This is a genomic window from Mycobacterium sp. E2327 (genome assembly GCF_001672675.1).
In the GTDB taxonomy this organism is placed as follows: Bacteria; Actinomycetota; Actinomycetes; order Mycobacteriales; family Mycobacteriaceae; genus Mycobacterium.
The window spans coordinates 22,909-48,108 of record NZ_LZKE01000057.1 but is presented as its reverse complement, the minus strand read 5'-3'; the positions used below and the strand labels follow the sequence as shown (position 1 = coordinate 48,108).

The following is a 25,200-nucleotide window of genomic DNA, read 5'->3' as shown; positions in this document are numbered from 1 at the left end:
TAGCTAAATGCCGTACAGCGCAAAGGATTTCCGGATGTGAAGACGTCCATCGGTACTGGCATGCAAATCGAGGATACGGCTATTTCGGGCTGTTACCTTCCGATTTCACGCGTGTCTGCTGCGATACCGCTGTAGGTTGGCTGAATGCAGCCTGTGGACTTGTTATGAGGCTGCTCACAGCGCCCGGGCCAGATCCGGTAGCCAGCCACGATCGGCCGGCACCCAGTCGACGTCGTCAAGTTCGGCCGCGGTCACCCAGCGCAGCGCCCGATGGTCCCGGGGATGCGGCTCACCGTCGAGCAGCCGCACGCGATACGCCCGCAGCGTCATCGTCTCGTTCAGCGGAATGTCGGCGCCGAGGCGGTCACCCACCGCGATGTCGCCCGCCGCCAGGCCCAGCTCCTCGGCCAGCTCGCGGGCCAGCGCGTCGCGCTCGGATTCGCCGGGGGCAACCTTGCCGCCGGGCAGCTCCCAGCGGCCGGCCAATTCCGGCGGCCGGGCCCGCTGCGCGACCAGGACCCTATCGCCGGAGATGACCGCTGCGGCGACGACGATCTGGGTCGGCATGGCCAGTGACGGTATACCGCCGGGGCGCGGCTCGCCGGGGCGGCCAGCCATCTTCAGAACGGTTTCGCGCACCGAGCGCGCCGCCCAGAATCGAATTCCCTTGGGGCACAACGCCTGTATTACGGTTTGAGCGCCAAAGTGGAATACTCGAATGCGTCGGTCACGACCTCTACCGGGCACTTCCTGAGAATCGGGGTTGGCAATGGTCACCGAACCCGCAACGACGTTCTCCCGCACGTTCAGGGGCTACGACCCGGCCGCGGTCGATGCCTACATCGAGAAGGTGCTCACCAAGCAGAAGTTGCTGATCGACGAGGTCCAGAACCTAAGAGCCCAGCGAAATGAATCCGGCGACGAAGCGGCCGCGCTGCGCATCGAAGTCGCCTGTCTCAACGACGAGGTCGCCATGCTGTCGGACACCTCACCGTCGCCCTACGCGATGCAACACCGGATGGCGAAGATGCTGCGGCGGGCGATCGATGAGGTTTCCCGGATGCAGGCGGAGGCGCGAGCCGAGGCCGACGCCCTGATCGCGGCGGCCGAGGCCGAGGCCCAGGCCGCGCAGCGAGAGCATCGAGAACTGTTGGCCGACATAGCCTTACAGCAAAGTGCGCTAGAAGCGCAGTGCGCGGAAACCAAGAGGAATGTCGACGCCGAACTCGCCGGAAGGCGCGCCGAGGCCCAATCGTCGATCGATCACGCGTGGCAGGAAGCCCAGCAGCAGCGTGAGCAGCTCCTCGCCGAGGCAAGGCAACAAGCTCGTCTCGTCCTCGACCAGGCCCGGCAAGCGGTGACCGAGGCGAATCAGCAGCGCATCATGATCCTGGAGGAACTGATGGGTGTGGCCCGCGACCTGCAAGCGGTTCCGGCCAGCCTTGAGTCCGCCTACCAGGAACTGAAGAACCCCCCGGAGGCGAGCGTCGTGGTGCCCTTGGACCAGAGAAGTCAAGCGCCGGCCGGCCCCGCCGTAGCCTCGTAGGTGAGCACCGTTCCCATCCCAGACGAGAGGACGCCTCCGGCATGGCTGTGTTAACGGATGAGCAAGTAGACGCCGCGCTGCCCGAACTCAACGGATGGGAGCGTGCCGACGGCGCCCTGCGCCGGTCGATCAAGTTCCCGTCGTTTCTGGACGGCATCGACGCCGTGCGCCGGGTGGCCGAGCACGCCGAGAGCAAGGATCATCATCCGGACATTGATATCCGTTGGCGGACAGTGACTTTCGCGCTAGTCACGCATTCCGAGGGCGGCATTACCGAAAACGACGTCAACATGGCGCGCGACATCGACGGGATCGTCGGGGGCTAAGCCGTCGGCTCGGCGCGCCGGCCGGTCGCCGCGATCCAGATCAGCGTCGCCACCGCGGCCACGATGTAGACCAGCCCGGCCCAGGCCAGGTACCACGGCCGGCCGATCTGCCAGATGGTCGGTTGCGCGAAGCTCAGCAACCACGGCACGCCGACGATCGTGAGCGCCAACCAGCCCCAGCCGACGACGCGGGCGCCCGGCCGCTCGCGCGCCGGCCCGTGGATCGCCCAAATCATCAGCGGCACCAGCCACACCCAGTGGTGGGTCCACGAAATCGGCGAGAGCAGCAGCCCGAACAGCTCGACCACCAGCAACTTGCCCAGCCGATCGGTCGGGTCCAGCGCCCGCCAGGCCAGGACGGCCAGCATCGCCGTCACCGCGACGGCCGCCAGCACCAGCGGACCGAAGCCGGCGTCGTGGCCGAGGATGCGCGAGATGCCACCGCGCCAGGATTGGTTGAACGACGTCGCGATCGGCCCCACCCGGTGCGCGTCGCCCAGCAGATCGGTGAAGTAGTAGCGGGCCTGATCGCCGACGACCAGGACCGACACGCCCACGGTGGCCAGGAAGACGACCGCCGAAAACACCGCCGCGCCCCAGCGCCGAACGCCCAGCAGGTAGACGCCGGCGATTGCCGGCGTCAACTTGATCCCGGCCGCCATGCCGACCAGTAACCCCGACAGCCACCAGCGCGTCGTCCAGGCCGCCCACAGCACCGCCAGCATGAGCAGCACGTTGACCTGCCCGTAGTCGAACGTGCTGCGCAGCGGCTCGATCCAGATGGTGACCGCCGTCCACAGCATCGCGACGCGGTGACCCGCCCCCGCCGGCACGCCCACCAGGCGCTGGCTCAGCCGGATCGCGCCGTAGAGCGCGGCGATCGTCGCCACCTGCCACAGGAAGGCCACCAGCGCAAACGGCAGCAGGTGCAGCGGGTAGAACACGACCGCCGCGAAGGGCGGATAGGTGAACGGCAGCGGGAAGTCCGGCGTCTGGTCGGCGTAGACGTAGCTGTACAGGGTGCCGGGATGGTCGAGGGCGGCGGCGCCGCCGAGGTAGACGTGCAGGTCGACGAAGTTCGCGCCGTTCGGCGCCAGGTACGTCCAGGCGAGTCGCGCCGCGACGCTCGCGATCAGCAGCGCCGGGGCCGCCGCCTGCCGCCGGGTGCGGGGTGCCGCCGGGGCGGCCGGGATGGTGTCTATTCGCCCGACTTTAGCCATCGCCCGGTGATCCATGGGCCGCCCGGTCACCGCCGTCACTCGTATCGGTAACGATCGAATAAATGCCACACGTGTCACTTGAGTCACACCAGTATCAACGTAACTTCGGGGCCGAACCCGTCATCGACAACCAGGGAGAGTCATGCCAACCATCTGGACCTATCTGCGAGCGGCCGCCGTCTTGGTCGGTTCGTCCGCCGCCCTTCTGACGGGCGGGATCGCCCACGCCGACCCCGTCCCCGCGCCGCCGGTGCCGAACATTCCGCAGCAACTGATCAGCTCGGCGGCCAACGCGCCCCAAATCCTGCAAAACCTCGCGACCGCCCTCGGCGCCACCCCGCCCGCGGCGCCCGCCTCGCCGGGCATCACGTTCCCGGGGCTGCCCTCGGCGACGTCGCCCGTGTCGCCTTCGGCGGGCGTCCCGTCCATTCCGGGGCTCACCCCGCCCGCCGCGGCGACGGCTCCGGCGGCGACGCCGACCATCCCGGGCCTCGGCTCGCTCCCGGGCCTGGCCCAGACCACCCCGGCGGCGCCGGCTGCTCCGGCGGCCCCGTCGATTCCGGGCCTGCCCGCCATCCCGGGCCTGTCGTCGCCGGCGGCTCCCGCCGCCCCGGCGACGCCGCAGATCCCGCAGGCGAAGGTGGACATGCCGGCCCTGCCGTCGGGCCTGCCGCTCAGCGTGCCCGCGCAGCTGACGATCCCGCAGGATCTGCAGGCGCTGGCCGGGGGCCAGGCTCCGGCGGCTCCCGCCGCGCCGGCCGCACCGGCCGCGCCGGCTCTGCCGTCGCTGACCAACCCGATGGCGCCGCTGCTCGCGGCCATTCCCTGAGCCGCTCGATACCCAACTGAACCGCCACTAGCCAGGACCGGAGGACATCGTGGCAACCACTAGGAATCTGTCCAAGGGTTTGGCCGCAGTTGTCGTGGCGTCGGCTGCCGCGTTCGGGTTATGCCCGAGCGCGGCGGCCGACCCGGCGGCGCCGCAGCCGACACCGCAGCCGAACTCAACCCAGCAGCTTCCGGGCCTGCCCGCCCTGTCGGAGCTGAGCCCGATCATCCAGCAGGCGGCGAGCAATCCGGGGCAGGCGACGCAGCTGCTGATGGCCGCCGCCCAAGCGTTCACCCACAATCCGACGGCGCCCGCCGAATCGAAAAACGTTGCGGCGTCTGTGAATAAGTTCGTGGCCGAGCCGGGGTCGCCGGGCGCCGCACCTGCCGAGACCGCGCCGGCGCAGCACGTGCCGCCGCTGGGCATCGAGCCCGGGCTGCAGTCGCACCTGCCGCCGGGGATCGATCCGGCGCGCGCGGCGGGCCCCGGGCCCGTTGCCGCACCGCCGGCCGCCCCCTCCGCGGCCCCCTCCGCGCCGATGCCGCCCGCGGCGACGCCGGGGACCGAGCCCGTCGCGGCCACCGCGCCGGCGCCGCCGGCACCCGCCGCCGCCCCGGCCCCCGCACCGGCTCCCGCGCCGGACGCGGCCCCCGCTCCCGCACCGGCTCCCGCACCGGGCCTGGGGCCTGACGCCCCGCCCACGCAGGACTTCATGTATCCATCGATCGGCACGAATTGCCTTGCGGACGGCAGCAGTTCGATCGCGACCGCGCTGTCGGTGGCGGGGCCGGCCAAGATCCCGACGCCGGGACCCGGGCCGGGCCAGACCGCCTACGTGTTCACCGCGGTCGGCACGCCGGGACCCGCCGAGGTGCAGAAGCTGCCGTTGAACGTCACCTGGGTCAACCTCACCACGGGCAAGTCCGGGACGGTCGCGCTCAAGCCGCGCACCGACATCAATGGCGATGGCCCGACGACGCTGACGGCGATCGTCGACACCGGCTCGGGCAGCATCATGTCGACGATCTTCGGGCAGGTCACCACCAAGGAAAAGCAGTGCCAGTTCATGCCCACGATCGGCTCGACGGTGGTGCCGTAGTTCTAAGCGTTCCAGCCGGGCGAGCGGCCGAGGTGGCCGAGGATGCGGTCGAGGTCAGCCGCGCCGTCGGGCGCGGTGACGGCCGGGCCGAACGGGGCGCCGTCCGTCGCGCGGTACTCCCCATCCGGAATCACGAACACCAGCGGTAGCACGGCGGCCACCACGTCGTCCGGAAGCGCAAAGGGGGCGCCGATGCTCCGCGCGACGTCCCAGCCGTGCACCACGTAGTCCACGAAGTGGAAGCCGATCGCGATCGCGCCGGGGAAGGCCGCCCCCGGCCCGAAATCAGGCAACGAGAAACTCGCGTCGAGTACGCCGTCGGCGGCGAACGCATCGAGGACGTCGGCGGCGGCCGCGGCGTAGGTGCCGCCGGGATCGGCCGCGACCGCCTCGACCACGCAATCCGCCTCCCAAACCGTCGCGCTGTCGCCGTGGCCGCGGGCGGCCGCGGCGAACCCCCGATGCTGCGCGGTCATGTGGGCGAGCAGGTCCAACAGGTCCCAGCCCGCGCAGGGCGTCGGCCGGGACAGGTCGTCGCGCGTGACGCCCGCGACGACGTCGACGGAAGCCTGTACGGCGGCGCGGTGGAACGGTCGGACATCGGAAATAGTATGCATTCGTAGATCGTATGCGTACGCATATTATCTGTCAACGCTACGCTTCCAGCATGGCGAGGACGAGGCGTCCCGATCTCGCGGCGATGATGGCCCCGCTGGTCCGCGAGATGATGGCGGCCGAGGTCCCGGTGCTGGAAGCACACGGGTTGTCGATGTGGGGCTACATCGTGCTGAGCGCGCTCGATCGCTCGCCGGTGCGCAGCCAGGCCGCGCTCGCCGAGGCGATCGGCGCCGACAAGACGCGCATCATCCCCACGCTCGACGACTTGCAGGACCGGGGCTATATCGAGCGCCGGCCCGACCCGGACGACCGCCGCGTACGACTGCTTGAACTCAGCGAGGCGGGTCGGGCCGCGAAAGATGCCGCGCAGGAAGACATTCAGCGCGGCGAAGAGCGCTGGCTCGGGAGGCTCTCCGCCGAAGACCGTCGCCTGTTCCTGCGCGTCCTGCAGCAGCTGTCGGCGACAGACGGCGGCTAGCTAATACGCCATGAACAGGATGGCGTCCCGGTCGTACTCGAGGCCCGGGTGGGCGCTGGCGAGGTGAGCCTGGGTGAGCTCGACCAGCTCGTCCTCGTCCTTGCCCGTGATGGCTTCGCCGCACGGACACGTGATGTGTGTCTTCACGTTGCCGCCTTTCCCTTCGCTGCTGCCTTCATCTGCTTCTTATACGACCGCACCTGTCCAAGGGAATGGGCGTCGACGATGTCGGCGACGGACAGGTGCGTGCCCGCCTTGCCGAAATCGCCGGCCGCCTCGCGCCAGCCCGTCGGCGTCACGCCGTACTGCTTACCGAGCAACGCCAGGAAGATCTTCGCCTTCTGCTCGCCGAAACCGGGCAGCCCCTTGAGCCGGCGCAGCAACTCCTTGCCGTCGGGCTGACCGGACTTCCACAGCCCGGCGGCGTCGCCGTCGTAATCATCCACGATGATCTGCGCCAGGGCCTGAATGCGCTTGGCCATCGATCCCGGGAAGCGGTGCACCGCAGGCCTTTCCGCGCACAGCGCGGCGAACTTGTCCGGGTCGTAGGCGGCGATCCCGCCGGCGTCCAGGCCGCCCATCCGGTCCGCGATCTTCTTCGGTCCCGCGAACGCCGTCTCGAACGGCACCTGCTGGTCCAACAGCATGCCGATCAGCAACGCGAACGGGTCATCTTCCAGCAGCGCATCGGCCTCGGGCTGCTGCGCCAGGCAGAGCTTCGACATACGCCGACTCTAGCGCCCTGACCACCGGGCTATCGTGGCGTGGTGGTGGATGAGGCCAAATTGGAACTGATGCTGGCCCGGGACGAACTGCATCAACTCGTCAATGCCTACTGCCGCGCCGTCGACCGCGCCGATTATGAAGCGCTGCGCGACCTCTACCACCCCGACGCGACCGATTCGCACGGCTCGTTCTCGACCGGCGGCGTCGAGCAGTTCATCGCCCAGCTGCGCGCGGCGGAGCCCTACGTGCGTGTCTCCCAACACAACGTCACCACAACGAATTTCGTGATCGACGGCGACGCGGGCCGCGGTGAGATCTACTGCCTGGTGTTTCACACCTTCGCCGGTCCCGAACACGACATCGACGTCGTCATCGGGGGCCGGTATCTGGATCGGTACCTCAAACACGACGGCCGCTGGAAGTTCAGCCAACGCACGATCGTGGCGGACTGGGCCTACCAGAAGGACCCGTCGGCACTGGACTTCGGACACCCCAGCACCCGCGGCAGCCTGCGCGGCCAACCCGGCCAGGCCGACCCGTCGATCGGCCTGTTCACACCCGACTGAACCGGTGGCATCCTTCTCGGCATGAGCGTGCGGGACGAGTCCACCGCCGGACGGCAGTTCGTGGCCAAGCTCCCTTTCCCGATGTCCAAAGCGATGTCGAAAATGATCACCGACGAGGCGCGCCCCAACTGGATTTACTTCATCGTCATGGGGGTCGGGCTGGCGGCGGTCTACGGGGGCATCTACCTGGCGGAGCACGCCCCGGCGGGATGGGAGCACACGCCCACCGCCGCAGTGGTCGGCGTCGTCCTCGTCGTGATCGCGCTGATCTATGTCGGTTGGCGCGCCACCGGGGAGGTCCGCATCTCCATCACGGGCGACGAGGTCACCGTCCAGAAGCGGCACGGCGGTGTCTTCTCGTTCAGTGATGCGACGCTTGGCCTCTGGGCGTACGGCAGCGCGACCAAGGTGATGGGTAGCGCGCTACATCTGCGGTCCGGTGGTCACCATTTTGTTCTCGGTGGACGGGATCATCGTGTGGCCGCCGGAACGCGGCTCGACGAGCCGCCCCAGGGCTACGTCGACGCCTGGTTGTGGCCGTCGGATTTCGACGAGCTGCTCGCCATCGTCGGCCGCCGAAGTCGCTTGGCTGCGCACCAACCCGGGCCGACGGAACTCACTCGCTGTCTGCTGTTTCCCAACATGGAGTTGACGCATCAGATGTCGACGTGGTCCGTCGTGGGCAAACAACGACTCTTCGCGTCGGCCTCGCAACCACTGGTGGCCCTGGAGCTGGACGCGGATTCCATCCGCGTGCTCGACGCGAGCAACGGGGCGGTCATCGCGACGGCTCGGTGTGCGCAGGTGACCGCGACACCGGAAACCTACAAATGCCGACGGTGGCGAAACGGCCCGTCCTACAAGCAACCCAAGCCGTCGCCCGTTCTCGTGCTGTGCGTTCCCGGCGTGGAGCCCATGCCGATCGGATGCCAGGAGTATCGCGGCGTGCTGGACTTCTCATCGCGGTTCGCATGGCGCGGCACGGTCCCGGACCGGGTGAACCGGCCGGCCGATTATTCGGTCGCGGCGGGCGATTGGCTGCTGCTCGTCGATCGATTCGGCCTGACCCCGCAGCTGGTGGACAGGGCGCAGCTGAATTAGCCGCTCTTGCGGCGGAATTCGCGGCGGCTCTCCACCGGGCCGTGCGCGCGCGGGTGCTTGTCGCCGCCGTCTTTGTGCTCCGAAGCGCCCGACGACTTCGCCTTCTTGCGATCGAGGGCTTCACGGAACTTGCGCTTCGTGTCGTCCTCTTCTTGCGGGTTCGATTCGGCCATACCGGCAGCCTAGCCTGGACGGCCGCGGCTGGCTTGTGGTTTTTACCGCTTGCCCGGCGGCATGCCGTAGACGTGCGAAATCCGCAGCGTCATCAGGACCCGCCGGTCGGTGACCATCGCCTCCCGGTACTCGTCCCAGTCCGGATGCTCGCCGGCGATGTTGCGATACAAGGCAATCAGACCCTCGACGGTGTCGTCGTCGGGCGCGGCGGCGGGGGGCGTCAGTTCCGCCGTCCCCTCGGCGACGGCATACGACCATCCGTCGTCGGCGTCGACCAGGATCGAGGCCCGCGGGTCGCGGCGCAGGTTGCGGGTCTTGGCCCGCGGCTCGGTGATCGACACGCGCACCACCAGCTCGCGCGGGTCGAAGTGATAGCTCACGTTCGACAGTTGGGGCCGCCCGTCGCGCTTGATGGTGGCCAGCACCCCGAGGGAGTTCCCGCTGATCACGGCCAACAGCTTGTCGTCGAAGACTTGGCGTCCCATGGGAGAAAGCCTACGTCGTGGTGAAATCGGGACATGACCAAATACGCGGCGTTCCTGCGTGGCGTCAATGTCGGCGGCGTCAACCTCAAAATGGCCGAGGTCGCCGGCGCGTTGACCGAGGCGGGGTTCGCCAACGTCCGCACGATCTTGGCCAGCGGCAACGTGCTGCTCGAGTCCTCCGCCGGGGCGGCCACTGTGCGCAAGAAGGCCGAGGCCACGCTGCGCGAGAGGTTCGGCTATGACGCGTGGGTGCTGGTGTACGACATCGACACGGTGCGCGCCGTCGTCGAGGCCTACCCGTTCGAGCGCGAGGTCGAGGGGTACCAGTCCTACGTCACCTTCGTCGCCGACAAGGCGGTGCTCGACGAACTCGCCAAGTTGGGCGAGGGCGCCGACGAGAAGATCAGCCGCGGGGACGGCGTCATCTACTGGCAGGTTCCCAAGGGCGCCACGCTGGACAGCACGATCGGCAAGACGATGGGCAAGCCGCGCTACAAATCCTCGACGACGACCCGCAACCTGCGCACGCTGGACAAGGTTTTGCGCTGATTGCCTTGCGCGCCAACGTCACTCGTCGGGGACGTTGGTCAAATAGCGCATCGCGTCGGACTTGGTCAGCCCCAGCGCCTTGGCCACCTCGACGTATTCCTTGGCGGCCGCCGCCATCGCGGCGTCGGTCGGATCGAAGCGGGAGATGAAAGTGCCGAAGCGCCCGCGGGTTTCGACGATCGCCGCCGACTCCAGCTCGCGGTAGGCCCGCGCCACGGTGTTTGCCGCGACCCCCAGCTGGCCCGCCAGGTCACGCACCGTCGGGAGCCGGGAACCGGGCGGCAACGCACCCGCCCGCACCCCGTCGATGACCTGGGTTCTGAGCTGGTCGAACAGCGGTTTGCCCGCCTTCACGTCGACCTTCAGCCAATCCCGCAGCTCCACTTCTTCAGTATGTCCCAAGCACGACTATCTTTGTGGGATGCGAGTAACTGTGCTCAGCGGCGCGGGGATTTCCGCGGAGAGCGGCGTGCCCACATTCCGGGACGACAAGAACGGATTGTGGGCCCGCTTCGATCCCTACGAGCTGTCGAGCACGCAAGGGTGGCGCAAGAACCCCGAACGGGTCTGGGGCTGGTATCTGTGGCGCCACTACCTCGTCGCCGACGTCGAACCCAACGCCGGGCACCTCGCCATCGCCGCGTGGCAGGACCACGCGGATGTCACCGTCGTCACCCAGAACGTCGACGACCTGCACGAGCGCGCCGGCAGCTCCCCGGTGCACCACTTGCACGGCAGCCTGTTCGAATTCCGTTGCGACCGTTGCGATATGGACTACACCGGCCCGCTGCCCCGGATGGCCGAGCCGGCTGTGGAGGTCGAACCCCCGGTGTGCCACTGCGGCGGCCTGATCCGGCCGGACATCGTGTGGTTCGGTGAGCCGCTGCCCGACGAGCCGTGGCAGCACGCGGTGGATGCGACCGAGGCCGCCGACGTGATGGTCGTGGTGGGGACCTCGGCGATCGTCTACCCGGCGGCCGGGCTGCCGGACCTGGCGCTGTCCCGCGGCGCCGTCGTCGTGGAGGTCAACCCCGAGCCGACGCCGCTCACCCGCAGCGCCACGATCAGCATTCGCGAGAGCGCGAGCCAGGCGTTGCCGGAGCTGCTGCAGCGGCTCCCGGCGCTGCTTAATTCTGCTTAGCCCTCGAGACTGCGCACAGATCGCGATTTACCCCCGAAATCGCGCGCTGAGCGCAGTCTCGGCGAAAAGAACTAGGGCCGCCGGGCGCGGCCCAGCGCCAGCTCCGACACCGGTAACGGCGCCCATATCGGCAGCGTCCACTCCCGTCGCGACGTGTCCACCTCGAACCCGGCGTCGACGATCGCGCGTTCGGTGTCGCGATGGGTGTGGCAGTTGCCGAACAGCCTGGGCCACAGCGTCGCGTCGGCTAGCCGTTGCAGCCGGCCCCGCCCGCCGGCGCTGGCCACATGCTCGAGGAATCGCAGCTCGCCGCCCGGCCGCAGCAGCGAGTACATCCGGCTCAGCACGCCCGGAACGTCGCGCACCGAGCACAACACCAGCGAGCACACGACGGCATCGAAGAGTTCGCCGTCGCTGAACGCCTCGGCGGTCTCCCCGATCACCACGACCGGCACCGGCGCCGCCTCGGCCGCGACGCGGGCGTGGGCTCTCAGCCGGGGCTCGGGCTCGACGGCGATCACCTGCTCGACCGTCGGCGGATAGTTGGCGAAGTTCGTCCCGACGCCCGCGCCGATTTCCAGCACCCGGCCCGACAGCCCGGCCACGTTCTCGCGGCGCAGCGCCCGAACCGCCTCGGTCTCGTGGGCGGCGACGACGGGCCAAACACGCGCGAAGAACGGGTTGTCGATCGTGCGCTCGGCTGCCTGCGTCATTTCCGCGACTCCTCCGGCGGCCGATGCGCCGCCACCCATGCCGCCAACATCTGGGGTGTGGCGTCTCGGCCGCAGTATCCCATTACCAATTGCCCACAGAACACGGAGGACAGCACTCGGTCGGCAAACGCCTCGGCGTCGCCGAACGGCAGGTGCGGCTTGGCGATCAACATGGCCGCGACGCCGTGCAGCGCGCTCCACAATTCCAGCGCGACGGTTGTCGGGTCGACCGGGCGGTAGGTGCCGTCGTCCATCAGCCGCTGCACGGTGGCGCGGATGTGCTTGAACGCGGAGTTGCTCAGCGTGGTGTCGACGCTGCTCCCGGAGCGCCACTCACCCATCGTGGCGATGCGGTACAGCCCCGGGGTCTGGACCGCGAGCCGGACGTAGGCCAGCCCCTGCGCGCGCAAGGCCTCCACCGGGGAGGAGTGCGCGGCGGCCAGGCGCCGCATTTCGGGATCCAGCTTTTCGAAATACCGCGCGCACACCGCGTCCAGCAGGGCGTCCTTGTCGGCGAAATGCAGATAGATCGACGGCGGCGTGACGCCGACGCGTTGTGCCACCGAACGGATCGACACCGACCGCGCGTGCCCGGTTTCCAGCAGCAGCTCGGTGGTCGCGTCCAGGATCTCGTCGTGCAGGCGCTCGCCCGAGCCCCGAGGGGCCCGAGCGCGACGCAGACCGTCGGCCGATACGTCAACCAATGCGGGTCACCGATTCGTGGACCGGGTGCCCGTTGTGTTGCACCGGCTCCCCGGTCGGCTCGGGGTGGAGCGCTATCTCGGAGGGCGCCTCGCTGATGCCGAACCGCTCGTGCACCCACACCAAAGGCTTTGGCGCCCACCAGTTCCAGCGGCCCATCACGTGCATGAAGGCCGGGACCAGAACCATCCGCACCAGGGTGGCGTCCGCGAACACGGCGAGCACCAGGCCGAGGCCGAACATCCGCATGAAGGACACGTGCGCGGCGATCAGCGCGGCGAACGACATCGACATCACCAACGCGGCCGCGGTGATCACCCGTCCGGTGCGCGCGACGCCGTGCGCCACCGCTTCGTCGTTGGCGGCGTGCGCGTCTTTTCCGGTCGGGTTCGCCGGTCGGTATTCCAGCCAGTACTCCCGGATGCGGGAGATCAGGAACACCTCGTAGTCCATCGACAGCCCAAAGGCTATGCAGAACAACAACACTGGCATGTTCGCCACCAGCGTCCCGCTGGGCGTGGTGCCGAGCGCGCCGAGATGGCCGTCCTGGAAAATCCACACCAGCGCCCCGAACGCCGCGCTCAGCGACAGCACGTTGCACACCAACGCCTTCAGCGGCAGCACCACGCTGCCGGTGAGCAAAAACAGCAACACGAACGTGACGGCGGCCATCAGCCCCAGCACCAGCGGAAGGCGGTCGGTCACCGCGTCGACGCTGTCCCGGTTGATCTGCGCGACGCCGCCCATTTCGACGGATCGGCCGCCGGGCCCCGGCACCCCGTGCAGCCGCTTGAGCTGCGTGTCATTGGCCTGGGTGAACAGCGGCGCGGTGCTGTTGGCGGTCAAGAACGCGCTGCCGTCGACCAACCCCGTGGCAGCGGCGGGAGGGCCCACCGGGTTTCCGTTCACGAAGGTCCCGCCCGGCGCCGAGACGCCCGAGACGTCGGGAACCCGCGACAGGGCGGCGGCGTATTTGTCCAGATCCCCCGGGTTCAGTCCGCGGACGTCACGGACGACGACGGGCACCGCGGTGGCGGAGTCGTGCGCAAACCCGGTGCGCAACTCGTCGCCGACCTGATGCGACGACGCCGAGCGCGGCAGCACCCGGTCGTCGGGGAAGCCCCACTTGACCGAGAAGAACGGCAGCCCCAGCAACAGCAGCAGCGCCATGACGGCCAGGCCGATCGGCGCCCAGCGCCGCATCACGAACTTGCTCGACCGGTACCAGAACCACTGCTCGACCGGCCTGTGCAGGGGGTCCGGGCGGCGCAGGGCGTGGCGGATCAGCCGGCGCACGTCCAGCGAGTCCAGCCGGTCCCCCAGCAGCACGATCGCCGCCGGGGTCACCACGATGGACGCGGTGGCGACGAAGGCCACGGTGGCCACACCGGCATAGGCGAAGGACTTCAGGAAGTACATGGGGAACGCCACCGTCGCCGACATCGACAACGCGACGGTGACGGCGGAGAACAGCACGGTGCGACCGGACGTGGCCATGGTCCGGATCAGCGCCTCGTTCCGGTCGCTGCCCTCGGCCAGCTCGTCGCGGTATCGGCTGACGATCAGCAAGGTGTAGTCGATCGCCAGCGCCAGGCCCAGGGCGGTGCTGAGGTTGAGCGCGAAGATCGACACCTCGGTGGTGAACGTGATCAGCCGCAGCACCGTCATCGAACCGACGACGGCCAGCGCGCCGAGGGCCATCGGCAGCGCCGCCGCCAGCAGCCCACCGAACACCCAGATCAGCACCAGGAAGCTCAGCGGGAGCGCGATCATCTCCATGACCACCAGGTCTTCCTGGTTCTGCTTGTTGATCTGCGCGTACTGCATCGCCGGGCCGCCGGCGCGGACGGCGACACCGTCGCGGTCGTGCACGAATTGGTCCGCGAGGGTCTGGGCGTTGCTCTGCGCGTAGTTCTCGCCGCCCTTGAGGTTGATGACGATCATCCCGGACTTGCCGTCCTTGCTGATCAGGTCGGCGGCGGCCTGCGGCGGTGCGGTCCAGGCTGAGGTCACGTTGTAGACCAACGACGACCCTTGCAGGTCGCGGACGAGGTCGGTGCCCACCTTGCGCGCCTGGTCGCTCTGGGCGCCCGCCGGCGAGGTCACCATGACCAGCATCTGCTGTCCGCTCTGCCCGAACTTGTCGGTGAGGATCTGGATGGCGTGCGCCGATTCGGAGTTGGGGTCTTGGAAGCCCCCGGGTGACAGGCTCTTGGCGACGGGAATGCCGAAGACGGCCGCCCCGATGAAGACCAGGATCGCGATCGCAATTATCCGTCGTGGCGCAGCAATAGCCAGTCGAGCGATCGCTTGAAGCATGTCCCCGGTCCTCCCGCCGCCGTGCCGGTCATTCCGGGCCGCCACTGACTGGGCGGTAACTTATCCGCGATAACCGACAGGTGTCAAACAACACTATCCATAAACACGGCTCCCCGCGGTCGGATGGTTCAAACGGGCCGAAACCGTTCGTTTTCGGTGCGGCGGCTATGAGTTCGGCCCGGTGAACGGCCGGGATCCGCGCGGGTCAGGGCGGCAATCCCGTCCCGGCGGCCACTGGCCTACCCGCCGGAAACCTACCCGTCGGTAAATTGCCATCATTTTCCGAATCGTGACTCATCGATTCCTTAGAGGCGGCCCATACGCTCATAGACATGTGGATCGACGACTCGAGTGCCGACGTCATCAAGGCTGACTTCGAGGCTCTCTACCACGGCGACGTGCTGGTGGAAGGTGAGACCTCCGAGCAGTTCGAAGACCAGCACACGCTGCCTACGGCAAGCTGACCGCCATGAGCGTGCTAGCACGGCTGCTGATGGCCGAACCCGCCATCACCCGATGGTTCCGTCGATAGCGACTGATCTTGCTTAAGGCGAAAACCCCCCGCGCATCGCGGGGGGTTTTCGTTTCAGCGGCTTAGCGGGGGGCCATCCGGATGGCGCCGTCCAGGCGGATGACTTCCCCGTTGAGCATCGGGTTCTCGACGATGTGCACGGCCAGCGCGCCGTACTCATCGGGGTCACCGAGCCGGGCCGGGTGCGGCACCTGCTTGCCCAGCGACTTCTGCGCCTCCTCGGGCAGCGAACCCAGCAGCGGGGTCTTGAACAGCCCCGGCGCGATAGTCACCACCCGGATCAGCTCGCGCGACAGGTCGCGGGCGATCGGCAGCGTCATGCCGACCACGCCGCCCTTGGACGCCGAGTAGGCGGCCTGGCCGATCTGGCCCTCGAACGCCGCGACGGAGGCGGTGTTGATGATGACGCCGCGCTCCTCACCGAGCGGCTCCGTCTTCGCTATGCGCTCGGCGGCCAGGCGCAGCACGTTGAACGTGCCGATCAGGTTGACCTCGACCACCTTCTTGAAGCCGTTCAGCGGGAAGGGACCGTCCTTGGACAGCGTCTTGATGGCGTTGCCGATGCCGGCACAGTTGACGTCGATGCGCAGCGGGCCAAGCGATTCGGCCACGTCGAGCGCCTTGCTGACGGCGGCCTCGTCGGTGACGTCGGCCTCGACGAAGCGGGCGCGCTCCCCCAGCTCGCGGACCGCCTCCTCGCCCCGCAGGTCCAGCACCACCACCTGCGCGCCGGCGTCGAGGAGCCGCTTCGTGGTGGCCAGGCCCAGGCCCGACGCTCCCCCGGTGACGACGGCTACGGCGTCCTTGATCTCCATGCGGGTCCTTTTCCTCTCGTCCAGCCAACCAGTTGGTTGGCGACTATACCCAGTCCCCGAGGACCGATTGGAAGTCGGGCGTCGGCTCCGCCGGGCGGGGAACCTCCGGTGCGGTGCGGGAGAACCGCGGCGCCGGCAACGGCTGCAGGCCGCCGTTCACCTCGTAGAAGGTGTTGCGCTCGGTGATGTGCGGCTCGGTCTGCACCTCCCCGAACGCCAGCACCGGCGTCACGCAGGCGTCCGAGTCGGCGAACACCTTGGCCCAGTGGTCGCGGTCGCGGCTGGCGAACGTCTCGGTCAGCACCGCCCGCAGCTCGGGCCAGCGGGCGGCGTCGTTCTGCGGCGGCAGGTTGGCGGCGTCCAGGCCCAGCCCGGCCAGCATCGCCGCGTAGAACTGGGGCTCGATGGCGCCGACGGCGACGTAGCGCCCGTCGGCGCACTCGTAGGTGTCGTAGTAGGGCGCGCCGCCGTCGAGCATGTTGGTGCCGCGCACGTCGGTCCACATGCCGGACGACCGCATCTGCCACATCATCTGGATCAGCACGCTGGATCCGTCGACCATGGCGGCGTCGACGACCTGGCCCTTGCCGGAGGTCTGCCGCTCCCACAGCGCGGACAGGATGCCGACCAGCAGGAACATCGAGCCGCCGCCGAAGTCGCCGACCAGGTTCAGCGGCGGCACCGGCCGCTCGTTGGCCCGCCCGATGGCGTGCAGGATCCCGTTCAGCGAGATGTAGTTGATGTCGTGACCCGCCTGCTGGCTGCGCGGGCCGGTCTGGCCCCAGCCGGTCATGCGGGCGTAGACCAGACGCTCGTTGACCTTCGCGCAGTCCTCGGGGCCCAGGCCGAGCCGCTCGGTGACCCCGGGCCGGTAGCCCTCGATCAACACGTCGGCCTTGGCGACGAGCTGGAGCACCAGGTCGCGTCCCTCGTCGGACTTGAGGTCGGCGGTCACCACGCGCCGATTGCGGCTCATGGAATCCTTCACGACCCCGCCCGGCGCCCCCGAGGGCCGGTCGACGCGGACGACGTCCGCGCCGAGGTCCCCGAGGATCATCGCGGCGTGCGGGCCGGGCCCGATGCCGGACAACTCGACAACACGCAATCCCTGCAGCGGTCCCGCCATTGGTGCACCCGACCTTTCGTCCGCTCTGACGTCCATCGCATCTTCGCAGCCGCGCCCTGCGGCCGCGCACCCCGGTCACATATGGTGAGCCCCATGGGAGATTCTGGGATCGCCACGCTCGCACCCGTCGCGGGCCTCGACGTCACGCTGACCGACGGCGTGCTGTCGGTGACCATCAACCGCCCCGACAGCCTTAATTCCCTGACGATCCCGGTCATCACCGGCATCGCCGACGCGATGGAACGGGCGGCCACCGACCCAGACGTCAGGGTGGTGCGCCTGGGCGGGGCCGGCCGCGGCTTCTGCTCCGGGGCGGGCATCAGCGCCGACGACATGTCCGGCAGCGGCGGCGTCCCGCCGGACGAGATCGTCCTGGAGATCAACCGGCTGGTGCGGGCCATCGCCGCGGTGCCGCACCCGGTGGTCGCCGTCGTCCAGGGCCCGGCGGCCGGCGTGGGCGTGTCCCTCGCGCTGGCGTGTGACGTCGTATTGGCTTCCGACAAAGCGTTTTTCATGCTCGCCTTCACCAAGATCGGGTTGATGCCCGACGGTGGCGCGTCGGCGTTGGTCGCCGCCGCGATCGGCCGGATCCGGGCGATGCAGATGGCGTTGCTGCCCGAACGGTTGCCGGCCACCGAGGCCCTGTCCTGGGGACTGGTCACCGCCGTCTATCCCGCCGATGACTTCGAGGCCGAGGCGGACAAGGTGATCGAGAGGCTGTTGGCGGGCCCGGCCGTGGCGTTCGCCAAGACCAAGCAGGCGATCAACGCGGCCACCCTCACCGAGCTGGACGCCGCCCTGGACCGTGAATACGAGGGACAGTCCCGGCTGCTGGTGTCGCACGACTTCAAGGAGGGCACAACGGCTTTCCAGGAACGCCGCGCCCCCAACTTCACCGACGACTGACACGCTTACTCCGGCCAGAACCGGCAATCCTTCCTCGCGTCGGTTTCGAATAAAATCGCGAGGAACGGAGAATCGATGGTGCGCTGCCTGGTCACCGGGGCGACCGGCTACATCGGTGCCCGGCTGGTGCCCCGACTGCTCGACGAGGGCCACGAGGTTCGCGCCTTGGCGCGCGACCCGGGCAAGCTGGCCGACGTGCCGTGGCGGGGGCGGGTGGACGTGGCGCGCGGCGACCTCGGCGACGTCGAGTCGCTGACCGCGGCGTTCGACGGGATCGACGTCGTCTACTACCTGGTCCACTCGATGGGCGCCGCCAAGGACTTCGCCGCCGAGGAAGACCGCGCCGTGCGCAACGTCGTGACCGCCGCACGCCGCACCGGGGCGCGGCGGGTGGTGTACCTGGGCGGCCTGCATCCCGAGGGCACCAAGCTGTCCGAGCACCTCGAATCGCGCACGGCCGTCGGCGACGCCCTCATCGACTCCGGCATCGAGACGGTGGTGCTGCAGGCCGGGGTGGTTGTAGGGTCGGGTTCCGCGTCGTTCGAGCTGATCCGCCACCTCACCGACCGGTTGCCGGTGATGACCACGCCGAAGTGGGTGCACAACAAGATTCAGCCGATCGCGGTGCGCGACGTGCTCCATTACCTCGCCGCCGCGGCGACGGCGCCGGTGCCGAAGTCGCGGACGTGGGACATCGGCGGGCCCGACGTCCTGGAGTACGGCGACATGATGCGCGGCTACGCCGAGGTCGCGGGCCTGGGGAAGCGGCGTCTGATCGTGCTGCCGTTTCTGACACCGACCATCGCCAGCCTCTGGATCGGGGCCGTCACCCCCATCCCGCCCGGCCTGGCGCGACCGCTGATCGAATCCCTGGAATGCGATGCGGTGATGCGCAATTCGGACATCGATTCCATCATCGCGCCGCCGGCGGGCGGCCTCACGGGCTACCGCCGCGCCGTCGAACTCGCGCTCGACCGCGGAACGCGCGGCCTGACCGAGGCCACCTGGGCCTCCCTGGAATCGGACCCTGCGGAGCCGCTGCCCAGCGACCCGGCGTGGGCCGGCGAGATCATCCACTCCGACGTGCGGACCGCCGAGACCGCCGCCGAACCCGGCGACGTGTGGCGGGCGGCCGAGGCCGGGATCGCCCGCCGCCACCCCTTCCGGGGCTGGGTCGTCGAGGAGCGCAAACCCGGCAGCGCGCTGCGACTGAGCTCGGGGCAGAGCTCGGTGGGCCAGGGGTGGCTGGAGATAGGCATCGCGCCCCGCGACGGCGGGGGCAGCCACTACACGCAGCGGGCGACCTTTGTGCCGTGCGGCCTGCCTGGACGGCTTTACTGGGTCGCGTTGCGGCCCTTGCGAATCGCCGCGCTGCGGGCCTTGGCGCGCGACGCCGCGGGAGACGTCAGACGCCGAACAACGGGGGCAGTGCGAGCACCATGATCAGGCCCCACACGAAATGCGTCAGCACCGGTGCCAGCACCCCGCCGCTGGCCCGGCGTTCCAGCGCGCACACGGTTCCCAGGATGACCGCGGCGAAACCCAGCATGGGGTTGCCGCTGGCCAGCGTGGCGCATGTATACAAGACGGTCGAGATCAGCACCGGGTGGTATCGCCCGAGCGCCGTGTAGAGGGCGCCGCGGAAGAAGACCTCCTCGGCGACGCCGTTGATGAGCGTGATCGCGACGATCACCGGATACCAACCATGGTGGGCGTACAGCAGCACCCGGGTTATCAGCTCCGCTACGGGGGTTATCTCCCGGGCGATCAGTCCGCCCACGATGAAGATGCCGCCGAGGAGCAGCCCGACGATCGTGCCCGTGATGACGGGCCGTTGGTTGCGCCCGCGCCAGCAGATGCCCCCCAGATGCAAAGGGCCCGAAAGGAATCCACCGACGAGCCACACCGCCGCCAGCACCAGTGTCAGCCAATAGAAGCTCGAGTCGCCCGGGTGGCGGCGCAAGGAGAACCCGAGCACCGCCGCCCCCACCGCGAGCGTGATGGCGACGACGACGCGCCGGCGTCGCACCATGCCGGGCGGTTCGTTGTGGGGCACAGCGACATTAGTGATGGCACGGCGCAATTCCGAGGTGACGCTGGCGCGATACGGGGTGGTCGACTGGGTCATGCCGGACGTACTTTCGCGTTGAGGGCGAGCACGATGTCGAGGCCGGTGCGCACCGCGCCGGCCAGCGGTCCGGGGACATTGTTGACCAGCCGCAGCGTCGGCCGCGCGACGCGCGGGGTGATCGCGCGGGCCAGGCGGCGGATGCGCAGGGCGTCGCCGCCGGCCCACGCGGGATCGCTGTCGGCCAGTTGGTGGGGATCGGACAAGGCGTTGACGGGCCTGGGGCGGCGGCCGGACCGGTCCGCCAGGGCCAGGGTGATCGCGTCCTCGATGCCGAGCAGTCCCCCCGGCGGGTCGGGCACCCGATCGCGCAGGCCGCTGACGGACGCGACCATCAGATGGTCCAGCGACTCGACCAAATCGGCGGCCAGTCCCGGGGGCACCGGCAGCGCCACCCCGGTGACCAGCGATGCCAGGCCGGTGTCGACCCGGCCGACCGGTACGGCGGCATGCCACCTGCCGGAAATCCGCGCATACGTCTTGAGCAGCTCGCGGTAGGAGGTCGTGCTGGGCCCGGAGATGTCGTACGCACCCGCCGGCACCCGCTCCGGGTCCGCCGCGGCGACGAGATAGTGCAGGACGTCGCGGATGGAGATCGGGTCGATCGGGTTGTCCATCCAGTTCGGTATCGGGATGAGCGGGAACCGGTCGCCCACGTAGCGCATCATCTCGAACGACGTCGAACCGGCGCCGATGATCATCGCCGCGCCCAGCCACACCAGCTCGGGGCCGCCCTCGACCGTCAGGGCCTCGGCCACCTCGGCCCGGCTGGTCAGGTGCTCGGACAGCGTCTCGTCGGCCGGCACGAAGCCGCCGAGGTAGACGATGCGCCGCACACCGGCGTCCCCCGCCGCCGCCGCGACGTTGCTGGCCGCGGCCCGGTCGGCGTCGCGGAAGCCGGGCTGACCGATCGCGTGCACCAGGTAATACAGCACGTCGATCGGGCCGGCGGCGTCCATCGCTTGCTGTACAGATGTTGGATTGGACGCGTCGAGGGTGACGGGTAGCACGTCGTGAAACCACCCTAAACGCTTGAGCCGCGCCGGGTTTCGGGTGGCGGTCACGACCTGATGCCCATCCTCCAGCAGCGCCGTGACCAGGCGCGAGCCGACATAACCGGTGGCGCCGGTGACCAGAATCCGCATACTCCCGACCCTACCGACGATGCGGGCGCATGCGATCGCTTCGCGGATCCGGAAAAGTTCCAGCGGTATATATCGCGGAATTACCAATACCGGCATCGGCAATGTGGGCCGCTTAAGGCGTGCTTATTCAACTCGGGTACAAAAGGCTATGGCGCGGCATATTGAACTCGTGTGCATCAAATGGGGAAATACACAACGCGGGGCAACGATGATTCCGGTGGCCTTTCACAGCGAAACAAGCGCGACGTCGTCTCCGTTATGCGGCATTGAAGAATCGTTGCGGGCCAGGGCTTTTGGGGTGTAGTTGAATGCCGGTGCCATCGGCGCTGTCGGCGCGGGCCGCATAGCCTGCCCGGAATCCGCATTCCCGACGCTGTGGCGTAGCGCACATTGAACCTGTCGGACGGCGGTAACGTGACCCCCTACATGGAGGAGATAATCGGGGGTAATTCGGTTCGGCCAAGATCGAGGACGCTCACAGCCGAGGCGGTTCCGTCCGTCGCAGGAGTTTCAGTAAAGTTCCCACCCAATCGATACACGCAGGATGAGACCATCGGGGCGTTGACCGAGTTCGCGGGTCCGGAATTTCGGAAGTTCGCCCGCAGCAGCGGGGTCGAGTTCCGAAACATCGCCCTGCCACTGTCGCGATACGGCGAGCTGAGCGGCTTCACCGAGGCGAACGACGCCTACATCGAAATCGCGCTCGACCTGGCCGAGGAGGCAATGCTCACCGCGCTTGACCAGGCCAATGTCAAGCCGTCGGAGGTCGACGCCGTCTTTTCGACGACGGTGACCGGGTTGGCCGTGCCGTCGCTGGAGGCGCGGCTGGCCACGCGGCTGGGGTTTCGGCAGGACGTCAAGCGGATTCCGCTGTTCGGCCTGGGTTGCGTCGCCGGCGCGGCCGGCATGGCCCGGGTGCACGACTACCTGCGCGCGTTCCCCACTGACGTGGCGGTGCTGCTGGCGGTCGAGCTCTGCTCGCTGACCGTGCAGCGCGAGGACCATTCGCTCCCAAACCTGGTGGCGTCCAGCCTGTTTGGCGATGGTGCCGGCGTCGTCGTCGCCGTGGGCGCCGACCGCGCTGCCAGATCGGGGGCCGGGCCCAACCTGCTGGCCACCCGCAGCCGGACCTACCCGGACACCGAGGACGTGTTGGGCTGGAACATCGGCAGCAGCGGGTTCCAGATCGTGCTGTCCGTGGAGATTGCGACCATCGTCGAGAAGTACCTGGGCGACGACATCCGCGACTTCCTCGCCGACCACGGGCTGAGCACAACCGACGTGTCGACGTGGCTGTTGCACGCCGCCGGTCCGAAGGTGATCGACGCGGTCCAAGACGTGTTGGAGTTGCCCCCGGATGCGTTCGCGCACACCAGAAACTCGTTGCGCAACAACGGAAACCTTTCGTCGGTCTCGGTGCTTGATATACTGCACGCCACCATGGCCGACCCACCGTCGCCGGGCTCCATCGGGCTGATGATCGCGATGGGACCGGGCTTTTCCGCCGAACTCGTCCTGCTGAGCTGGTAGGGCGCGATACAGCTATGTATTACTTGCTGATTCTCGCGGTGGGCGTCGAACGGCTCGCCGAGCTGGTGGTCGCCCAACGGAACGCGCGATGGTCTTTTGCCCAGGGCGGCAAGGAGTTTGGCCAGAACCACTATCCGGTGATGGTCGCGCTGCACACCGCTCTACTGTTCGGTTGCCTCATCGAACCCTGGGCGCTGCACCGCCCGTTCATCCCCTGGCTGGGCTGGCCGATGGTGGTCGTGCTGGCGGCCAGTCAGGGGCTGCGCTGGTGGTGCATCCGGACGCTGGGCCGGAGGTGGAACACCCGGGTGATCGTGTTGCCCTACGCGCCGCTGGTGGTCCGGGGCCCCTACCGCTGGCTGCACCACCCGAACTACGTCGCCGTGGTGGCCGAGGGGTTCGCGCTGCCGCTGGTCCACACCGCGTGGCTGACGGCGATCATCTTCACGCTGGCCAACGCGCTGTTGCTGCGGGTGCGGCTGCGGGTGGAGAACTCGGCCCTGGGATACGCATGAGCGGCTACGACTCCGACCTGCTGATCGTCGGCGGCGGCCCGGGCGGCCTCGCCACGGCGTTACACGCTCGCCGCCAAGGGCTTTCGGTGATCGTGGCCGAGCCCCGCGAGGGCCCGATCGACAAGGCCTGCGGCGAGGGCCTGATGCCCGGCGGTCTGGCCGAGCTGACCTCGCTCGGCGTCGATCCGGCCGGAATGGCCTTCCGCGGGATCGCCTACGTGAACGAACAACGCCGGGCGGAGGCGCGGTTCCGCAACGGGCCGGGCCGGGGCGTGCGACGCACGACGCTGCACGCGGCGCTGGCGGCGCGCGCCAAAGAGGAAGACACCGAGTGGATCCGGGCCCGCGTGACCAGCGTCCAGCAGGACGCGCACGGCGTGACCGCCGCGGGGGTGCGCGCGAAATGGTTGGTGGCGGCCGACGGGCTGCACTCGCCGGTGCGCCGCGCCGTCGGAATCCAGGCCAAGGCCGGAACGCCCCGGCGCCACGGCGTGCGGTGGCACTTCAAGGTGCCGGCGTGGTCGGAGTTCGTGGAGGTGCACTGGTCCCGCTGGGGTGAGGCCTACGTGACCCCGGTGGAGCCGGACCTGGTCGGCGTGGCGATCCTGTCCGGGGGGCGACCCGACCTGGCTTGGTTCCCCTGGCTGGCCCGCCACCTGCAGGGCGCCGAGCGCGGGCACCCCCGCGGCTGCGGCCCGCTGCGCCAGGTGGTCTCCCGCCGCGTCGCGGGCCGGGTGCTGCTGGTGGGAGACGCGGCCGGCTACGAGGACGCCCTGACCGGCGAGGGCATCAGCCTCGCGGTCAAGCAGGCGGCCGCGGCGGTCGACGCCATCGCCAACGACGCCCCGTCGTCGTACGAGGCCGGATGGCACCGGGTCACCCGCAACTACCGACTGCTCACCCGGGCGCTGGTGCTGGGCAGCGCGCCGCGCGTCGCCCGCCGTGCCATCGTCCCCGCGTGCACGCTGCTACCGGGCGTGTTCGACCGCGCGGTGAACACGCTGGCGCGCTAGCGCGCTGGCCGGCTCGAGTGTGCGCTGAGGGCTTCGAGTGTGAGCTTGTGGTGGGATCTCGGCGGATTTCCCGCCCTGGACGCACACGCAAAGCCCAGAACTCACACTCGATGCGAGCCCGCTCGCGCGCTAGCGCGCCTTCCAGACGGGCTCGCGCTTCTCGGCGAACGCCAGGGGTCCTTCCTTGGCATCCTCGGATCGGATCAGGGTCCGCATCTCGCGCATGGTGCGCTCCCAACCGGGTTCGTCGCCGACGATGACGCCGTCGTCGACGCCATAGGCGATGCGCTTGCTGGCCTGCACCGACAGCGGCGCGTTGGCGGTCAGCCGCGACGCCAGGGCCACCGCGGCGTCCAGCACGGAACCCTCGCTGACCACCTGGTTGATCAGCCCCCATTCGAAGGCGTCGGACGCGGTGATCGGCTCGCCGGTCAACAGCAATTCCATGGCCACTTTGCGGGGCAGCTGGTCCATGATCCGGAAGACGCCGCCGGCGGCCGCGATCAGCCCGCGCTTCACCTCCGGCAGCCCGAACGTGGCGCGCTCGTCGGCGACCACCAGGTCGCTGGCCAACGCGAGTTCCGTGCCGCCGCCCAGTGCGGTGCCATTGACCGCGGCGATCGTCGGCTTGTCGATGAAGTGGTGCACGTAACCCGCGAAGCCCCACTCGCCGTGCTCGGGGTGATACAGGTTCTCCCGGCGCGAGATCGCCTTGAGGTCCGCGCCTGCGCAAAACGACTTGTCCCCGGCGCCGGTGATCACCACCGCCCGTACGTCGGGGTCGTGTTGCGCCTGCTCCAGCGCATCGCCGATGCCGATGCTGACGGCCGCGTTGACCGCGTTGCGGGCCTCGGGCCGGTTGATGGTTATCACCATCACGTTGCCGCGGTGCTCGACA

Annotated in this window: 31 protein-coding genes; 15 read left to right on the top strand and 16 right to left on the bottom strand. The window is 69.0% G+C overall.

Annotated elements, in window-relative coordinates:
• Positions 1-174 precede the first annotated feature (174 nt).
• Positions 175-567 carry a (deoxy)nucleoside triphosphate pyrophosphohydrolase gene (locus tag A5712_RS07460; protein ID WP_068103119.1) on the bottom strand — a complete coding sequence of 131 codons (393 nt, stop codon included), beginning with the start codon at positions 565-567 and terminating at the stop codon, positions 175-177.
• Positions 568-769: 202 nt separating this feature from the next.
• Between A5712_RS07460 and A5712_RS07455 the strand changes: the two genes are divergently transcribed.
• Together A5712_RS07455 and A5712_RS07450 are read left to right on the top strand one after the other, a co-directional pair.
• On the top strand, positions 770-1,546 hold the full coding sequence (locus A5712_RS07455; protein ID WP_068103071.1) for a DivIVA domain-containing protein: 777 nt from the start codon (positions 770-772) through the stop codon (positions 1,544-1,546).
• Between the two features lie 41 nt (positions 1,547-1,587).
• Positions 1,588-1,872, top strand: coding sequence for a 4a-hydroxytetrahydrobiopterin dehydratase (locus tag A5712_RS07450; protein ID WP_068103069.1), 285 nt, complete (start codon positions 1,588-1,590; stop codon positions 1,870-1,872).
• On the opposite strand, the gene A5712_RS07445 is transcribed toward A5712_RS07450, so the two are convergent.
• Complete coding sequence (locus A5712_RS07445) at positions 1,869-3,107, bottom strand: mannosyltransferase (RefSeq protein ID WP_068103117.1); 1,239 nt, start codon at positions 3,105-3,107, stop codon at positions 1,869-1,871. The genes A5712_RS07450 and A5712_RS07445 overlap by 4 nt on opposite strands.
• Before the next feature lie 127 nt (positions 3,108-3,234).
• On the opposite strand from A5712_RS07445, the gene A5712_RS07440 reads away from it, so the two are divergent.
• Both A5712_RS07440 and A5712_RS07435 read left to right on the top strand, forming a co-directional pair.
• A complete protein-coding gene (locus A5712_RS07440; RefSeq protein ID WP_068103067.1) occupies positions 3,235-3,921 on the top strand; it encodes a hypothetical protein in 687 nt (228 codons plus the stop codon).
• Positions 3,922-3,970: 49 nt separating this feature from the next.
• Entirely contained in the window at positions 3,971-5,020 is a 1,050-nt protein-coding gene (locus A5712_RS07435) for a hypothetical protein (RefSeq protein ID WP_068103065.1), read from the top strand.
• A gap of 2 nt (positions 5,021-5,022) precedes the next feature.
• On the opposite strand, the gene A5712_RS07430 is transcribed toward A5712_RS07435, so the two are convergent.
• The gene (locus A5712_RS07430) at positions 5,023-5,637 is read right to left on the bottom strand and encodes a TIGR03086 family metal-binding protein (protein WP_068103063.1); all 615 of its coding nucleotides are present in this window, start codon (positions 5,635-5,637) and stop codon (positions 5,023-5,025) included.
• Positions 5,638-5,687: 50 nt separating this feature from the next.
• On the opposite strand from A5712_RS07430, the gene A5712_RS07425 reads away from it, so the two are divergent.
• Positions 5,688-6,116, top strand: coding sequence for a MarR family winged helix-turn-helix transcriptional regulator (locus A5712_RS07425; RefSeq protein ID WP_068103060.1), 429 nt, complete (start codon positions 5,688-5,690; stop codon positions 6,114-6,116).
• Here A5712_RS07425 and A5712_RS07420 read toward each other — a convergent pair whose 3' ends face one another.
• Both A5712_RS07420 and A5712_RS07415 read right to left on the bottom strand, forming a co-directional pair.
• Complete coding sequence (locus A5712_RS07420; protein ID WP_068103058.1) at positions 6,117-6,263, bottom strand: DUF1059 domain-containing protein; 147 nt, start codon at positions 6,261-6,263, stop codon at positions 6,117-6,119. It lies immediately after the preceding gene.
• Positions 6,260-6,841 carry an HhH-GPD-type base excision DNA repair protein gene (locus tag A5712_RS07415; protein ID WP_068103056.1) on the bottom strand — a complete coding sequence of 194 codons (582 nt, stop codon included), beginning with the start codon at positions 6,839-6,841 and terminating at the stop codon, positions 6,260-6,262. The genes A5712_RS07420 and A5712_RS07415 overlap by 4 nt, the downstream gene beginning before the upstream one ends.
• Before the next feature lie 39 nt (positions 6,842-6,880).
• On the opposite strand from A5712_RS07415, the gene A5712_RS07410 reads away from it, so the two are divergent.
• Entirely contained in the window at positions 6,881-7,408 is a 528-nt protein-coding gene (locus tag A5712_RS07410; protein ID WP_068103053.1) for a nuclear transport factor 2 family protein, read from the top strand.
• Between the two features lie 21 nt (positions 7,409-7,429).
• Positions 7,430-8,509 (top strand): hypothetical protein, encoded by a 1,080-nt coding sequence (locus A5712_RS07405; RefSeq protein ID WP_068103052.1) that lies wholly within the window; start codon positions 7,430-7,432, stop codon positions 8,507-8,509.
• Here A5712_RS07405 and A5712_RS31260 read toward each other — a convergent pair.
• Both A5712_RS31260 and A5712_RS07400 read right to left on the bottom strand, forming a co-directional pair.
• Positions 8,506-8,682 (bottom strand): DUF5302 domain-containing protein, encoded by a 177-nt coding sequence (locus tag A5712_RS31260; protein WP_161630347.1) that lies wholly within the window; start codon positions 8,680-8,682, stop codon positions 8,506-8,508. The two genes, A5712_RS07405 and A5712_RS31260, sit on opposite strands and share 4 nt — an antisense overlap.
• 42 nt (positions 8,683-8,724) lie before the next feature.
• Positions 8,725-9,168 carry a PPOX class F420-dependent oxidoreductase gene (locus A5712_RS07400; RefSeq protein WP_068103050.1) on the bottom strand — a complete coding sequence of 148 codons (444 nt, stop codon included), beginning with the start codon at positions 9,166-9,168 and terminating at the stop codon, positions 8,725-8,727.
• Positions 9,169-9,201: 33 nt separating this feature from the next.
• Here A5712_RS07400 and A5712_RS07395 point away from each other — a divergent pair, with 33 nt between their 5' ends.
• Complete coding sequence (locus A5712_RS07395) at positions 9,202-9,717, top strand: DUF1697 domain-containing protein (RefSeq protein ID WP_068103048.1); 516 nt, start codon at positions 9,202-9,204, stop codon at positions 9,715-9,717.
• An 18-nt stretch (positions 9,718-9,735) separates the two neighbouring features.
• Here the strand turns inward: A5712_RS07395 and A5712_RS07390 are convergent, their stop codons facing one another.
• Positions 9,736-10,101 (bottom strand): GntR family transcriptional regulator, encoded by a 366-nt coding sequence (locus A5712_RS07390; protein WP_066930370.1) that lies wholly within the window; start codon positions 10,099-10,101, stop codon positions 9,736-9,738.
• Between the two features lie 37 nt (positions 10,102-10,138).
• Between A5712_RS07390 and A5712_RS07385 the strand changes: the two genes are divergently transcribed.
• On the top strand, positions 10,139-10,858 hold the full coding sequence (locus tag A5712_RS07385) for an NAD-dependent deacylase (RefSeq protein WP_068103046.1): 720 nt from the start codon (positions 10,139-10,141) through the stop codon (positions 10,856-10,858).
• A gap of 71 nt (positions 10,859-10,929) precedes the next feature.
• Here the strand turns inward: A5712_RS07385 and A5712_RS07380 are convergent, their stop codons facing one another.
• The 3 genes from A5712_RS07380 to A5712_RS07370 are packed head-to-tail and all read right to left on the bottom strand — an operon-like array spanning position 10,930 to position 14,592.
• Positions 10,930-11,571 carry a class I SAM-dependent methyltransferase gene (locus A5712_RS07380; RefSeq protein WP_068103044.1) on the bottom strand — a complete coding sequence of 214 codons (642 nt, stop codon included), beginning with the start codon at positions 11,569-11,571 and terminating at the stop codon, positions 10,930-10,932.
• A complete protein-coding gene (locus A5712_RS07375) occupies positions 11,568-12,275 on the bottom strand; it encodes a TetR/AcrR family transcriptional regulator (protein ID WP_231982028.1) in 708 nt (235 codons plus the stop codon). Before A5712_RS07375 ends, A5712_RS07380 begins: the two co-directional genes overlap by 4 nt.
• Complete coding sequence (locus A5712_RS07370) at positions 12,268-14,592, bottom strand: MMPL family transporter (protein ID WP_068103042.1); 2,325 nt, start codon at positions 14,590-14,592, stop codon at positions 12,268-12,270. The genes A5712_RS07375 and A5712_RS07370 overlap by 8 nt, the downstream gene beginning before the upstream one ends.
• A 332-nt stretch (positions 14,593-14,924) precedes the next feature.
• Here A5712_RS07370 and A5712_RS32320 point away from each other — a divergent pair, with 332 nt between their 5' ends.
• Complete coding sequence (locus tag A5712_RS32320) at positions 14,925-15,056, top strand: hypothetical protein (protein ID WP_142282293.1); 132 nt, start codon at positions 14,925-14,927, stop codon at positions 15,054-15,056.
• A 130-nt stretch (positions 15,057-15,186) separates the two neighbouring features.
• On the opposite strand, the gene A5712_RS07365 is transcribed toward A5712_RS32320, so the two are convergent.
• Positions 15,187-15,939, bottom strand: coding sequence for a 3-hydroxyacyl-CoA dehydrogenase (locus tag A5712_RS07365; protein ID WP_068103040.1), 753 nt, complete (start codon positions 15,937-15,939; stop codon positions 15,187-15,189).
• Positions 15,940-15,982: 43 nt separating this feature from the next.
• Entirely contained in the window at positions 15,983-17,065 is a 1,083-nt protein-coding gene (locus A5712_RS07360) for a CaiB/BaiF CoA-transferase family protein (RefSeq protein ID WP_068103038.1), read from the bottom strand.
• Between the two features lie 93 nt (positions 17,066-17,158).
• Here A5712_RS07360 and A5712_RS07355 point away from each other — a divergent pair, with 93 nt between their 5' ends.
• Together A5712_RS07355 and A5712_RS07350 are read left to right on the top strand one after the other, a co-directional pair.
• Entirely contained in the window at positions 17,159-17,971 is an 813-nt protein-coding gene (locus A5712_RS07355; RefSeq protein ID WP_068103112.1) for an enoyl-CoA hydratase, read from the top strand.
• Between the two features lie 75 nt (positions 17,972-18,046).
• On the top strand, positions 18,047-19,414 hold the full coding sequence (locus tag A5712_RS07350) for a DUF2867 domain-containing protein (RefSeq protein WP_068103036.1): 1,368 nt from the start codon (positions 18,047-18,049) through the stop codon (positions 19,412-19,414).
• Here the strand turns inward: A5712_RS07350 and A5712_RS07345 are convergent.
• A complete protein-coding gene (locus A5712_RS07345) occupies positions 19,377-20,099 on the bottom strand; it encodes a CPBP family intramembrane glutamic endopeptidase (RefSeq protein ID WP_068103032.1) in 723 nt (240 codons plus the stop codon). The genes A5712_RS07350 and A5712_RS07345 overlap by 38 nt on opposite strands.
• Complete coding sequence (locus tag A5712_RS07340) at positions 20,096-21,244, bottom strand: NAD(P)H-binding protein (protein WP_068103031.1); 1,149 nt, start codon at positions 21,242-21,244, stop codon at positions 20,096-20,098. Before A5712_RS07340 ends, A5712_RS07345 begins: the two co-directional genes overlap by 4 nt.
• Before the next feature lie 390 nt (positions 21,245-21,634).
• On the opposite strand from A5712_RS07340, the gene A5712_RS07335 reads away from it, so the two are divergent.
• From A5712_RS07335 to A5712_RS07325, 3 genes are read left to right on the top strand one after another with little or no spacing between them, the layout of a single operon-like run.
• Entirely contained in the window at positions 21,635-22,774 is a 1,140-nt protein-coding gene (locus A5712_RS07335) for a type III polyketide synthase (RefSeq protein ID WP_369830368.1), read from the top strand.
• Between the two features lie 14 nt (positions 22,775-22,788).
• Entirely contained in the window at positions 22,789-23,289 is a 501-nt protein-coding gene (locus tag A5712_RS07330) for an isoprenylcysteine carboxyl methyltransferase family protein (protein ID WP_068103028.1), read from the top strand.
• On the top strand, positions 23,286-24,302 hold the full coding sequence (locus A5712_RS07325; RefSeq protein ID WP_068103026.1) for an NAD(P)/FAD-dependent oxidoreductase: 1,017 nt from the start codon (positions 23,286-23,288) through the stop codon (positions 24,300-24,302). The genes A5712_RS07330 and A5712_RS07325 overlap by 4 nt, the downstream gene beginning before the upstream one ends.
• Before the next feature lie 129 nt (positions 24,303-24,431).
• Here the strand turns inward: A5712_RS07325 and A5712_RS07320 are convergent, their stop codons facing one another.
• Positions 24,432-25,178 carry a crotonase/enoyl-CoA hydratase family protein gene (locus A5712_RS07320; protein ID WP_068103110.1) on the bottom strand — a complete coding sequence of 249 codons (747 nt, stop codon included), beginning with the start codon at positions 25,176-25,178 and terminating at the stop codon, positions 24,432-24,434.
• Positions 25,179-25,200 lie beyond the last annotated feature (22 nt).